The organism is Lelliottia sp. AC1 (assembly GCF_023278595.1).
Taxonomy (GTDB): Bacteria; Pseudomonadota; Gammaproteobacteria; order Enterobacterales; family Enterobacteriaceae; genus Enterobacter; species Enterobacter nimipressuralis.
The window spans coordinates 2,301,371-2,313,690 of the sequence record NZ_CP025699.1; the positions used below are offsets into that span (position 1 = coordinate 2,301,371).

Here is a 12,320-nt window from a genome sequence, read left to right on the forward strand (position 1 = left end):
CCCCGTCACTCCAGACGGGGACATTACCATTTGACGCGCACCCCAATATTCCCGCCTGCCCCGTAGTTATCGGATGGATTATGCGGACTCGCCTGAACGCCCAGGTTGCCGTACACCTCATAGCGCCCGTCATTCCACGCCAGCGTCCCGCCAACGCCCGTCGCAATTTGCGTCCGCGCATCGCGCGATGCGAAGTTGACCTCAGCGACATCCACAGAGCGGCCATCGCCCAGCTCCTGATACACATCAAGCGTAACTTGCAGCAACGAGCGTGTCCGGGTTTTGTCCTGCGCCTGCCATTCGTCGCGACGATCGCCGCTGACACCCAGACGCGCAAGCAGACTGTTCCCCTCGCTGAGTGACACCTTGCTGTCGAACCTGTCTTCAAAACTGTCGAAATCCACGCGCGACCAGATCAGCTGCGCCTGCGGCGTAACCGCAAAACCGGTGCCGGAATCGAGACGCCAGCCCGTTTCGACGGAGCCTGCGTAGCCGTTCCCTTTATTGGACGATGTCAGCGGTTTGCCGATCGTGTCGGAATCCAGATCGCTGTCGAAAAACATCATTTGCAGCTGCCCGTCGACATAAAAACCGTTATTGCCGTACCAGGTCAGCGTCATCCCAGGGCCGTAACCGGTGGTGTTGATACTGCCTTTGCCAGAGTAAGCACGAATATCCGCATCCGCCTTGCCATAGCTAAAGTTCACGCCGCCCGTCAGCAATCCGTGCGCGTTTTCATGCACTGGCACATCCAGCCCGGTCTGTAGTTTCCAGAGCGTGGTTGTACGCTGAGCATCAGTCGTGGATGAGACCGGCTCACTGTGCGTACGCGTACCTTCAATACGCGCCCAGGCGCCAGGCGCACTTTCTGTTTGCGGCGCAACGCCGTCCACCCAGTAGCGATCCCCCACGCGCTGTTGTAGGGTAGGAACGCGATTCAGTTCCGCGAGGATCTGCGGATACTGTTCATAGAGGGCCGCCCCAGGATGGTAACGCTGCGGCACATTTTCATCCGGCGTTTCAGGGATGACAGGGAACACCGGCAAACCCGGCGTGACCGGATTGGGCACAGGGGTTTCGGGATCGGGCACTTCAGGCACCGGCGCGACCGGTGACTGTGGATCGGCAAGATCCGAGGTCAAATACCACCAGCGCCCCTGCCCATACTCCAGCGTGCGAAACGTGTAGGCATACGCGCCATGCACCACCGCCTGCTCACCGTCGGTCGTGGTGAAATCACCGTGAAGCGTAAACGCCTCGCCGTCCGATTGCTGCGCGGCAAAAATCAGGGGTATACCGTTTTCCGTGAATCCCCCTTCGCCACCGAGATTCACGATCTCAACCGTGGTATTGCCCGACGCGCTGCCGGTAATCAGCAGCCGATCTGCGGGGGAATCATCGCCGCCGAGGACACTTTCCATCAGCACTCTGCCACCGTCGCCGTGATAGTCCCCGTCAATGGTCAGGATGCCGATGGAGTTGCCCGGCGAAATCGTTCCTGCATTGGTGGTACTCCCGACGCGCCCGATGCCCTCGAGCGTGCCGCCCGACAGCAGGGACACCGTCGCACCAGACATATCGCCGTTGACGCTTATCACGCCATTTTCCTGCGCCTGTAGCAGCCCGGTAAAATCACCGTGATCGCGGTTAAACAGCGTTCTGCCGTTAACAGCGTCGATCGAGATATTCCCGACCAATCCGGTGCCCGCGCCTTCAGCATTATCCAGCCCATCATTCAGGGTGCTGTCGAATACGTAGTCCGTGGCGTTATGATTAAGAATAATGTGGCCGTAACCCTCTCCGGCAGTAATCCGATCCCCGACAACGGTGCCCGGCGCGCGCGAGGCCTCACCTCCGATAATCAGCACCCCGCTTGCCCCCGCGTTTTGCCCAAGCGTGACCGTGCGGGCATTAACGACGCCCCCATCAGCGACGATCAAGGTACCCGCTCCGTCGCGGCCAATCCCCAGGCTATTGGCGGTATTCCAGGTGGAGCCCGGCCCGGTGACTTCGACCGTGCCCGATGACAAAGCATTAAAACCGATAAAACCGGTGGAGAGATTCGTCACCAAACCGCCATCACGAATGAGCAAGGTTCCGTGACCCGTATGCCCGACCCCGACATAGAGGAAACTGGTGTTATCCCAGTGAGAACCGTCGCCCGTCACCACCACGTGACCTTCTGAATCCGCAGTTGACGCCACAAAGCCGCTATAACTTTGTACAATGCCCGTCTCGCCCCCGCTCACGCCTATATTTAACGTTCCGTTAATATGAAAATTAAGCGCCGTCGCCGGTGAACCTGCATCGCCAGGAACGGTAATAATTTGCCCTTGAGTAATATTATCAATCGCCTGAACAGAAACCGATATCGGAATAATAATAAGCAGGAGAAGCAGGTTTATCGAAAAAGAGATAATAGTCGGCATGCGCGAAGCAGCATTAACCCACCGCGGACGGGAAAAATAGATAAACATAATCTGACCTTTAGTGTGCTGGTGTAAAACACCAGCAGGAGAAGTAATTATAGCTAACCAGGTAAATATTTTATAAATGTGTGACGGATATCATTCATCAGTAATTTTGCAACGGGTGTGAGCGTTTGCTGTTGGCGGTAGATCAAACTGTATTTTCCGTCGGGCAGGATCTCCTCGACATTTATCTGACATAACTTATCTTTCAACCACGGAAGCGCCAGCATGGCCTGCGGGCCCACGGAAAGATAGCCCTCGCCCAAAATAAGCTGTTCGGCAATAGTGGTGGAATCGCCATACAGAACAGAGGCTTCAGGGCCTTTGCCGTCAGGAAAAACCACGCTCTCAATGGCGCTAAAAAAACCGGCGCTGGCAATGGGGAGATACCATTTCGCATTGCGCAGTTCTGCAAGCGACCGCGCCTGTGACAAGGGATGATCCCTGTGGGCAAAAACACAAAATTTCGCCCTACCCAGCAGCTCTTCGCTGAACTCCTGCAGGGCAATATCGGGGGTGACGATACCGAGAAAAAAGTCCATCCTCCCCAGACGCAGCGATGCCAACAGCTCCGACAGCTGCCCTTCGATCACCGTTAATGTCGCCTGCGGATAACGGGCCTGAAATCGCTCAATGATACCCGGCATGATCCCGAAGGCTGGCAGATGTGAGCAGCCAAACATCACCACGCCCTGGGCCGCACTCTCCTGCTGGCGAAGCTCATCAACGGCGCGTTCCAGCTCGTTGAGCACGAGGTTCATTCGCGGTTCAAAAATGCGGCCAGCCTCGGTAAGCAAAGCGCCGCGCGCGGTTCTGTCCAGCAGCACCACACCCAGGGTTTTTTCCAGCTCCTGTATGCTGCGGGTCATCGCAGATTGTGTCTGATGATTCGCCTCCGCTGCCGAACGTATGCTCCCGTGCTGAATAATCGCACGAAGATTTTTTAGCTGATTAATTTTCGGCAGATGACGCATCTGAATCCTCAGCACAGCAACGGATAAGCGTTAAATTATAGCAGCGGATGTATGGTGCTATAGGCTGATACGTCGCCTTTAAATTCACGCCCTTGCATTGAGTGGGGATATTATTTTAATTCTGCGGCAGTGTAAATTGCACCGGTGATGCTTTATTTGCATCGCAATGGCATAAAAGACATACCTTTATTTTATTTTTAATCCAACACACTAAAGTCATTTAAAAATAAATATGGATTATAGTCTGCACGAAAATATTACCTGGATAATGGAATAGTGTTTGGCGTCAATTAAAAAAAGGGGCTTTCGCCCCTTTTCAGTCTATTTCCCCGCATCGGGATGCGTATCAAACCCGGCCATCACCGCCGTCAGTTCGGTCAGCGAAAAACCGTGTTTCGGATCATCCACGCCCAGCCCAAATCGCTCCTGCATCAGCGTATACAGCGCTTTGGCGTCCGGCAGGTTAATCTGCTCCGCCACGCGGGTACCCTGCCAGTGGGTAAAGTGGTAATTGGTCAAAGTCAGTTTACCGCCGTCCGGCAGGTGTCGGCACATCAGCAGGTGGTGACGGAAGTGCGACTGAGGCCAGTGAGCAGACCAGAAATTGCCCATCACGTAATCGGTGAAATACTGCGTCGCAAGGTCAAAATGGTACATCGACTGCCAGTGCTCGTGATGACGGAACTGCAACACCCAGTCGTTGTTCTCGTTCATCAGGCGATAGACGCCGTGTGGCGTGGCCTGCTCTTCTGCGGCGATCAGGCGAATCGGCGCCGTCAGCGTCTGTCCACCGAATCCGACGTCCGCAATCCAGCGCTCGCCGTTGAGTTCAACCAGCAGCAAACGGTGCGTGCGCGGCGGCATCTGCGGCGGATTCGCCAGCACCACGCGGCCCAGCACGCTGCGCACCTCAAAACCGACTTCGCGCAGCACGCGCTCGAGCAGCCCGTTCTGCTCAAAGCAGTATCCGCCGCGACGCGCCGAAACCAGTTTGTCTGCCACGCTCTGATCGTCGAGCTGGATTTCGCGCGGCATCACCACGTCAATATTTTCAAACGGGATCGCGCAGTTGTGACTCAAATGCAGCGCCCGCAGGGTGTCGATATCCACGGAAACCGGCTGCTGCCAGCCGATGCGGGCAAAATAGGCGCTCAGAAATGGGGACATAGTGAAGTTCCTTGTAGAGATATTCCCTGTTTATAAACTATTTTTGCCTGCCCACTGGTGTAAAAGTGCTTTTTATCGGGCCGCGCCGCGCTGCATGATGCGAAGCGCCGTGAGCATCAGCACCAGCCCGGTCACTAGCGTCAGTGTCGCCATCGCCATCCCTTGCCCCACGGAGCCCTGTTCAAACTGACGCCAGATAAACACCGAGACGGTTTGGGTGCCAGCTGGTGCAAGCAGCAGCGACGTTACCAGCTCCCGCGAGGCAATGGCGAAGACCATCAGCATCGCCGCCAGCAGCGCCGGGGAGACCAGCGGCAGCACGATAAAGCGCAGCGCCTGAAACGCCGATGCACCATGCACGCGCGCAGCGGATTCAAGATTGCCGCCCAGCTGGCGCAGCGCGCTCCCGACATAGCGCACCGGCCACGGCAGAAGTAAACAGCAGTAGGAGAGCAACAGGATCGCCCAGCTGTTGTAGGGTGAAATTACCCAGAACGGCTGGTTCCACAGCAGGATCAACCCGACACCGACCACCACACCGGGCAGCGCCGCAGGCATCAGAGAGAGCGCATCGATCAGGCCGCGCCCGGTAATCTTCTGCACCACAACCAGCCACGACGCCAGCAAGCCAAGCAGCCCGGTAATGCAGGCCGCGCCGAATGCCAGGGAGAGGCTGGTTCCCAGCGCCGCCAGGGCGTCACCCTGCTGGCTAAACAGCGCGATATAATGTGACAACGTCACGTTAGAGAACGTCACGCCGCCCGATAACGTGCCCAACATCCCCGACAACACCATCGATGCGCCGGGCAACACCACCGCAATTATTCCTACCAGCGCCATGAATGCCACCATCGGCAGCGTCCAGCGCCCTGCCTCCGCGCCCATGTTTTCCGTCGGTTTACCGGTGATACTGGTGACATCATGCTGACCGGTCAGCTTTTTCTGCACGCCCCAGGCGCACAGGGCGATGGCGACTAATACCACCGACAGCATCGACGCCCCCGAAAGATCGATTGGCCAGTCGGCCAGTTTTTTCTCGATGTCGGTGGTCAGCATCACTACGCCCGCGCGCGTTCCCAGCGCCGCCGGAACGCCAAACTCCTCAATCGCCAGGGTAAAAGCCAGCAGCATCCCGGCTGCCAGGGACGGGGAAAGCATCGGCAGAGTGATGTGCCAGAACGCCCTGCCCGCGCTGGCGCCATGAACGCGGGCGACCCGCGCCAGACGCTGCCCGCTGGCGAGCAGACTGCGCGAAACGGCAAAGTAAACCACCGGGAAAATATTCAGCGCCATCACCAGCACAATCCCGGTTTTACTGAACAGCAGATCGTTAAGGGAAATCCCGGTGAGTTGCTGCAAATAGCCGTTGGTCTGAAGCACCAGCATCCACGACAGCGCCGCGATATAGGGCGGTGTTAAAAACGGGATCAGAAACAGCAGATCCCACAGGCGCGGCAGCGGCAGATTAAACAGCCCGCGTGCCACGCCGAGGGGAAAGCCGATCAGCGCGCTCACCAGCGCCACGCCGAGCGCAATCTGCAGCGTGCCACCGAGCATGCCGGGGAGCTGCGGCTCAGCTAACAGCGCTTTTACCCCGCCAAACGCGCCGGAAAACGATCCGGCACTGAACTGCGGAAATACCGCCTGAAGGAGAATAAACGCGAGCGGAAACGCCACCAGAATCACCAGCAGCGCCAGCGTCATCACGGATAAAAATCGTTGATTCACGAGACAATCCTGAAGACGGGGTTGCCCCCGTCGAATGAATTACAGGGAGAAAAGCGTGTTGAAGCGCTTGAGAATATCGCTGCGCTCGCTGCTACCCTCGCTTTTGGTCGGCAGGATTTTCAGCTCATTGAGCAGCGGACGTTTAGCCTGAACATCGTCGCGCGCGGGCATCAGCCAGGCATCGGCGACCATCGTCTGGCCTTCCGGCGACAACACGTAATCGACGAACGCTTTGGCGTCGTCGGCATGGGCGGTGGATTTAAGGATCATCATCGGACGCGGCGCGATCACCGTGCCACTGGACGGGAAAATGACTTTAAGCGATTCGCCCTGATTGATATTGCCGTAAGAGACATAGTCAACCGCGCCAAATACCGCCGCTTTCGCCCCCTGCATCACCGGCGTCACCGCCTGCGCGTTCGGGCCGCTGACCACCATGCCGTTCTTTTTCAGCTTATCAAACAGCGTCCAGGCGTTGTCGCCCATGCCATTTTGCAGCCCGATCAGCAGGTCGAGCGATGCGCCTGACAGCGCCGGATCGGGCGTGGTGACTTTATCTTTGAACGCATCGGTGGTCAGATCCTGCCACTCTTTTGGCTCCGGGGTGCCGCTTTTGGTGTTCCAGACGATGCCAAGCGCCGACACGCCCTGGGCGACATAATCCGTGGATTTCAGCGTAGCCGGCACGTGCTGCGCATTCGCGCTCTGGTACGGTAACAGCCAGCCGCGCTGGTGCAGATCTTCTGCCGTATCCCATGAGGCGGAGATCAAAATATCCGCCTGCGGATTGGCCTGTTCGGCCTCCAGACGCGCCATGACTTTGCCGGTGGTCGCCTGGAAAATATCCACTTTCACCCCGGTTTTCTTTTCAAATCCGGTTGCCAGATTCTTGGCCAGCGATCCTGGCCCTGCGGTGTAGACGGTCAGCGCGTGGGCGCTGGACATCATGACGGAAGATAGCGCCATGGCGAGAAAAACTCCTTTAGTAACGGCAAATGACCTTTTCATGCGAACTCCCCTGAGGATGAAATCAAACGATCGGCAGCGACGCTGCCTGCAGACAAATGCACGATGCGATCGGCCAGAAGTTCTGCCTCCCGACGGTCGTGGGTAACATAGATGGCCGTCGTCCCGAGCTGGCGCAGAAGCGTTGCCATCTCATGACACAGTGATTCGCGCAGTTCGCTATCGAGATTGGAGAGCGGTTCGTCGAACAGCAGCACGCGCGGCTCGGCGACGATCGCCCGGGCGAGTGCTACCCGCTGCTGCTGGCCGCCGGATAACCCCGCCGGTTTGCGGTCGGCAAAATCGCTTAAGCCAACCCGTGACAGCGCCTGCGCCACGCGCGTGCCGATGTCACGACGCGGGATGTGGCGCATTTTCAGGGGGAAGGCCACGTTTTGGGCCACCGTCATGTGTGGCCAGAGGGCGTAATCCTGGAAGACCATGCCGATGTCACGGGCTTCCGGCGGCAGCGACCAGCCTGCTTTCGCCACCCGTCGGTCACCAAAGAAGATTTCGCCCTGTGCGGGCTGTGCAAGCCCGGCGAGCAGTCGCAGCAGTGTGCTTTTCCCACAGCCAGACGGGCCGAGCAGCGCGACGACGCTACCCGCATCAATATGCAGATCGAGTTGATTTAACACGGTGTTCGCACCAAACGCGTACGACACGCCGTTGAGCGTGATAGTGCTGTACATCTTGTTATCCTCTTTGGGATTTCGTGTTCGCCACTGTAGGGAGCCTGTATGACGAACGCATGACACGCATGTTGCAGCTTGATTTCACCTGCGTTTCAGCCGTTTAATGCCGTATTGCCCCTGTATGAGGAGTTCCTGTGAACCATTTCCGTCCCGTTGAATTAAAACATGCGAGCCGCCTTCTCAATCACGGCCCGACGGTGCTTATCACCAGCCGCGATGAGCAAATCGACAGACGCAACGTGATGGCCGCGGCCTGGTCGATGCCCGTCGAATTCGAACCACCGCGCATTGCGATTGTGGTGGATAAAAGCGCGTGGTCGCGCGAACTGATCGAGCGCAGCGGCATGTTTGGTATCGTCATTCCGGGCGTCGCCGCCGCAAACTGGACCTACGCCGTGGGCAGCGTCAGCGGTCGCGATGAGGATAAATTTAACGCCTATGGCATTCCGGCAGTCAGCGGCCCGGTGCTGGGCCTGCCGGTGATAGAGGAGCGGTGTCTGGCGTGGATGGAGTGTCGCTTACTCCCTGCGACCTCAGCGGCGGAAAAATACGATACGCTGTTTGGCGAAGTGGTGGCTGCGGCAGCGGATTCACGCGCGTTTGTCGCCGGACGCTGGCAGTTTGATGAGGAGAAACTGAATACGCTGCATCACCTGGGCGCAGGAACCTTTGTCACGAGCGGGAAGATCGTAAAAGCGCCGGAATAAATTCCGGCGCTGATTTTGTCGGCCCGGTTTACCGGGCATTTTTCCTGCTTAACGGGCTGCGCTAGCCTTTCGCGCGACTGGCAATAATGTCATCGGCCACGTTGCGCGGCGCTTCGGCGTAATGGTGGAACTCCATGCTGTAGGTTGCACGCCCTTGCGACATTGATCGCAGAGTGGTCGCGTAACCAAACATCTCTGCCAGCGGGACGTCAGCGCGAATAATCTGGCTGCCGAACCGCTCTTCCATGCCCTGCACCATGCCGCGACGGGAAGAGAGATCGCCCATGATGTTCCCGGCGTACTCTTCCGGCGTTTCCACCTCCACGTGCATCACCGGCTCCAGAATCGCCGGGTCCGCTTTGCGCGCGCCCTCTTTAAAGCCGAAGATCGCCGCCATGCGGAAGGCCATTTCCGAGGAGTCGATGTCATGGTACGAACCAAAAGTCAGGGTCGCTTTCACGTCTACCACCGGATAACCCGCCAGCACGCCGTTGTTCATGGCTTCACGCAAGCCTTTTTCCACGGACGGAATGTACTCGCGCGGCACAACGCCGCCTTTGGTGGCGTCTTCAAATTTAAAGCCGCTGCCTGGCTCAAGCGGTTCAAGGCTTAGCACGACGTGGCCGTACTGCCCTTTACCGCCGGACTGACGGACAAATTTGCCCTCGATCTCTTTCACCGCTTTACGCAAGGTTTCGCGGTAGGTGACCTGTGGACGGCCAATGTTCGCTTCAACGCCAAACTCGCGTTTCATGCGGTCGACGATAATTTCCAGGTGCAACTCGCCCATCCCGGAGATAATCGTCTGGCCGGATTCTTCGTCCGTGTGCAGGCGGAACGACGGATCTTCAGCCGCCAGGCGCTGCAGCGCGATCCCCATTTTCTCCTGATCGGCCTTGGTTTTCGGCTCAATCGCCAGAGAAATCACCGGGTCCGGGAACTCCATACGCTCCAGGGTGATCAGGTGATCCGGATCGCTCAGGGTATCGCCCGTCGTGACATCTTTCAGCCCCACGCAGGCGGCGATATCGCCCGCGCGCAGTTCATCGACCTCATGACGGTCGTTGGCATGCATCTGCACAATACGCCCGATACGCTCTTTCTTCCCTTTCACCGGGTTATATACCGCATCGCCTTTTCTCAGCACGCCGGAATAGACACGGATAAAGGTCAGCTGGCCGACGTACGGGTCGGTCATCAGCTTGAACGCCAGCGCTGAGAAGGGTTCGTCGTCGCTCGGGTGACGCTCCGCTGGTTGCCCTTTATCATCCACGCCATCAATAGCCGGCACGTCGAGGGGCGATGGCATCAGTTCGATCACCGCGTCGAGCATGCGCTGTACCCCTTTGTTTTTAAAGGCACTGCCGCACAGCATCGGCTGAATTTCACCTTTGACCGTGCGTATGCGCAGCCCGTCGATGATCTCCGCTTCATCCAGATCGCCCGTTTCCAGGTATTTATCCATCAGCGCATCGCTGGCTTCCGCGGCGGCCGAGACCATTTTTTCCCGCCAGATTTTGGCGGTGCTCAGCAAATCGTCCGGGACCGGCGCATAGCTGAAGGTCATGCCCTGGGTGGCATCGTCCCACAAAATGGCGCGCATTTTGATGAGATCGACCACCCCGCTGAAGTGCTCTTCCGCGCCAACAGGGATGACAATCGGCACCGGGTTGGCCTTCAGGCGATCAATCATCATCTGCACCACGCGGAAGAAATCGGCTCCCGGGCGGTCCATTTTGTTGACGAACGCCAGGCGCGGGACGTGGTATTTATTCGCCTGGCGCCAGACGGTTTCCGACTGCGGCTGGACGCCACCGACGGAGTCATAAACCATCACCGCACCGTCGAGCACGCGCATGGATCGTTCCACTTCAATGGTGAAATCCACGTGCCCTGGGGTGTCGATAATGTTGATCCGATGCGGTTCAAAATTACGATCCATACCGGGCCAGAAGCAGCTCACCGCCGCGGACGTAATGGTGATCCCGCGCTCTTGCTCCTGCGCCATCCAGTCAGTTGTTGCCGCGCCATCGTGGACTTCACCCAGTTTGTGGCTCATTCCGGTGTAAAACAGAATGCGCTCGGTGGTGGTCGTTTTACCGGCATCGATATGCGCGGAGATACCGATGTTGCGATAACGCTCAAGAGGGATGGGTCGGGGCATGATAAATCCTTAGTCAGTTTGACTTGAGTAGAACGACCGGAATGGTCGTCTGTGTGTTCGTCTGCTATAATAGTCCTATTGTACGAGTATATACGAACTATTTTTTTAAGGATGGGCCTATCATTAAGATAGCTCACCTTCCCGCTAACCCAGGAAGTCTATGATCGCCAACCACCCCGAACCTGAACAAATCACGCTGGAAAATGTGCTGTTAGCCCTCGGTAACCCGCTGCGACTGGAGATCCTCCGCCTGCTCGCCGATGGCAGTGAAATGAGCTGCAACGCCCTGCGCCCGGAAGACATCGCCAAATCGACCATGACCCACCACTGGCGCGTGCTGCGCGATAGCGGCGTGATCTGGCAACGCCCGCAGGGACGCGAGAATATGATTTCGCTTCGAAGAGAAGATCTGGATGCCCGCTTTCCGGGGCTGCTGGATACGTTGTTGCGGGTGATGGGGTAGCGTTTTATGCCGGGTAAGCGCAGACGCCACCCGGCCTAAATCTTACATCGAATATCCAGGCTTTTTGATGAGTTCATCCAGCTTCGGTCCGATTTCCGTATCCCAGACCTGCGCTTTCCAGTCTTCCTGCTGCACCTGATTCAGGGCAACGGAGACTGAACTGTCTTTACTGTTAAAATGACGAATAATCACCTCCGCGATATCCGCCGCCAGGGCGGTTTTTTGTTCATCGTTCAGATCGCGGGGAAAACATTTGATATCAACGTGTGGCATTGCAGGCTCCTGTTGTTGTGAGCGTTTCAACTTATCAGATAATTTCGTTCGCCTTTAACACCTTGTGCAGTTCTGGCCGCTGACAGACAGCATCGGCGATGGCGGTGATACGCGGCGTATTGGCGGCAAACCACGCGTGGCGCGGGCCCCAGGTGCGCATCACCGCAACATAGACGTCAATGAGCGTGAGCTGCTCGCCAAGCGCATAGGGCGCGGCTTTAAGATGATTATCCAGCCACAGGTAGAGCGACTTACGCCAGGCGATACAATTTTCGCGCAGCTGTTCCGGTGCGTCCGGCGCCCAGCGTTCAGGGTAATCGGCGTAGGTAAACGTAGGATAGACATTGGCCACCAGCCAGATCAGCAGGCGTTGAAACTGCGCCCGGTCGGGATGGCCCACGGGTGGGGCGAGTTCCGGGCAACGGTCCAGAATCATCAGGCCGATGGCGGCCGTTTCACTCATCACTGCGCCATTTTCCAGCTCCAGCGTCGGCACCTGGCACAAAGGATTGAGTTTCTCCAGCAGAGCGCGCTGCGGGCCTGGCGAATCAAACCCTTCGACGTTGATAAAACGATAGGGAATATCGGCCAGGGTTAGCATTACTTCGCTGATTGCAGATCCCCAGCCGGGTACGCCATACACGTTAATCATACTGCCCCCACTCAGAACAAA

General features: G+C 57.5%; 11 protein-coding genes. 2 read left to right on the forward strand and 9 right to left on the reverse strand.

Annotated elements, in window-relative coordinates:
* Positions 1-23 precede the first annotated feature (23 nt).
* The 6 genes from C0560_RS10930 to C0560_RS10955 form a co-directional block, all read right to left on the reverse strand.
* The gene (locus tag C0560_RS10930) at positions 24-2,204 is read right to left on the reverse strand and encodes an autotransporter outer membrane beta-barrel domain-containing protein (RefSeq protein ID WP_248858516.1); all 2,181 of its coding nucleotides are present in this window, start codon (positions 2,202-2,204) and stop codon (positions 24-26) included.
* A 326-nt stretch (positions 2,205-2,530) separates the two neighbouring features.
* On the reverse strand, positions 2,531-3,445 hold the full coding sequence (locus C0560_RS10935; protein ID WP_248858518.1) for a LysR substrate-binding domain-containing protein: 915 nt from the start codon (positions 3,443-3,445) through the stop codon (positions 2,531-2,533).
* A gap of 321 nt (positions 3,446-3,766) precedes the next feature.
* Positions 3,767-4,612, reverse strand: coding sequence for an N-hydroxyarylamine O-acetyltransferase (nhoA, locus tag C0560_RS10940; RefSeq protein ID WP_248858521.1), 846 nt, complete (start codon positions 4,610-4,612; stop codon positions 3,767-3,769).
* Between the two features lie 72 nt (positions 4,613-4,684).
* Complete coding sequence (locus C0560_RS10945) at positions 4,685-6,340, reverse strand: iron ABC transporter permease (RefSeq protein ID WP_248858523.1); 1,656 nt, start codon at positions 6,338-6,340, stop codon at positions 4,685-4,687.
* 39 nt (positions 6,341-6,379) lie between these two features.
* Positions 6,380-7,348 carry an ABC transporter substrate-binding protein gene (locus C0560_RS10950; RefSeq protein ID WP_100780067.1) on the reverse strand — a complete coding sequence of 323 codons (969 nt, stop codon included), beginning with the start codon at positions 7,346-7,348 and terminating at the stop codon, positions 6,380-6,382.
* On the reverse strand, positions 7,345-8,037 hold the full coding sequence (locus C0560_RS10955; protein ID WP_248858525.1) for an ABC transporter ATP-binding protein: 693 nt from the start codon (positions 8,035-8,037) through the stop codon (positions 7,345-7,347). The genes C0560_RS10950 and C0560_RS10955 overlap by 4 nt, the downstream gene beginning before the upstream one ends.
* Before the next feature lie 137 nt (positions 8,038-8,174).
* Here C0560_RS10955 and C0560_RS10960 point away from each other — a divergent pair, with 137 nt between their 5' ends.
* Positions 8,175-8,747, forward strand: a complete 573-nt coding sequence (locus C0560_RS10960) for a flavin reductase family protein (RefSeq protein WP_231276481.1) — start codon at positions 8,175-8,177, stop codon at positions 8,745-8,747.
* Positions 8,748-8,808: 61 nt separating this feature from the next.
* Here C0560_RS10960 and fusA read toward each other — a convergent pair whose 3' ends face one another.
* Entirely contained in the window at positions 8,809-10,911 is a 2,103-nt protein-coding gene (gene fusA, locus C0560_RS10965; protein ID WP_248858526.1) for an elongation factor G, read from the reverse strand.
* A 160-nt stretch (positions 10,912-11,071) separates the two neighbouring features.
* Between fusA and C0560_RS10970 the strand changes: the two genes are divergently transcribed.
* Positions 11,072-11,374, forward strand: coding sequence for a helix-turn-helix transcriptional regulator (locus C0560_RS10970; protein WP_248858528.1), 303 nt, complete (start codon positions 11,072-11,074; stop codon positions 11,372-11,374).
* A gap of 42 nt (positions 11,375-11,416) precedes the next feature.
* Here the strand turns inward: C0560_RS10970 and pptA are convergent, their stop codons facing one another.
* A complete protein-coding gene (gene pptA / locus C0560_RS10975; protein WP_012017474.1) occupies positions 11,417-11,647 on the reverse strand; it encodes a tautomerase PptA in 231 nt (76 codons plus the stop codon).
* Between the two features lie 34 nt (positions 11,648-11,681).
* Entirely contained in the window at positions 11,682-12,299 is a 618-nt protein-coding gene (locus C0560_RS10980) for a glutathione S-transferase family protein (RefSeq protein WP_123427822.1), read from the reverse strand.
* Between the last annotated feature and the right edge of the window lie 21 nt (positions 12,300-12,320).

What these genes read in the sequence shown, in the direction of transcription:
- C0560_RS10970 (WP_248858528.1), top strand. Translation starts at nt 11,072, where the DNA reads ATGATCGCCAACCACCCCGAACCTGAACAAATCACGCTGGAAAATGTG.
- fusA (WP_248858526.1), bottom strand. Translation starts at nt 10,911, where the DNA reads ATGCCCCGACCCATCCCTCTTGAGCGTTATCGCAACATCGGTATCTCC.
- C0560_RS10935 (WP_248858518.1), bottom strand. Translation starts at nt 3,445, where the DNA reads ATGCGTCATCTGCCGAAAATTAATCAGCTAAAAAATCTTCGTGCGATT.
- C0560_RS10980 (WP_123427822.1), bottom strand. Translation starts at nt 12,299, where the DNA reads ATGATTAACGTGTATGGCGTACCCGGCTGGGGATCTGCAATCAGCGAA.
- nhoA (WP_248858521.1), bottom strand. Translation starts at nt 4,612, where the DNA reads ATGTCCCCATTTCTGAGCGCCTATTTTGCCCGCATCGGCTGGCAGCAG.
- pptA (WP_012017474.1), bottom strand. Translation starts at nt 11,647, where the DNA reads ATGCCACACGTTGATATCAAATGTTTTCCCCGCGATCTGAACGATGAA.
- C0560_RS10955 (WP_248858525.1), bottom strand. Translation starts at nt 8,037, where the DNA reads ATGTACAGCACTATCACGCTCAACGGCGTGTCGTACGCGTTTGGTGCG.
- C0560_RS10950 (WP_100780067.1), bottom strand. Translation starts at nt 7,348, where the DNA reads ATGAAAAGGTCATTTGCCGTTACTAAAGGAGTTTTTCTCGCCATGGCG.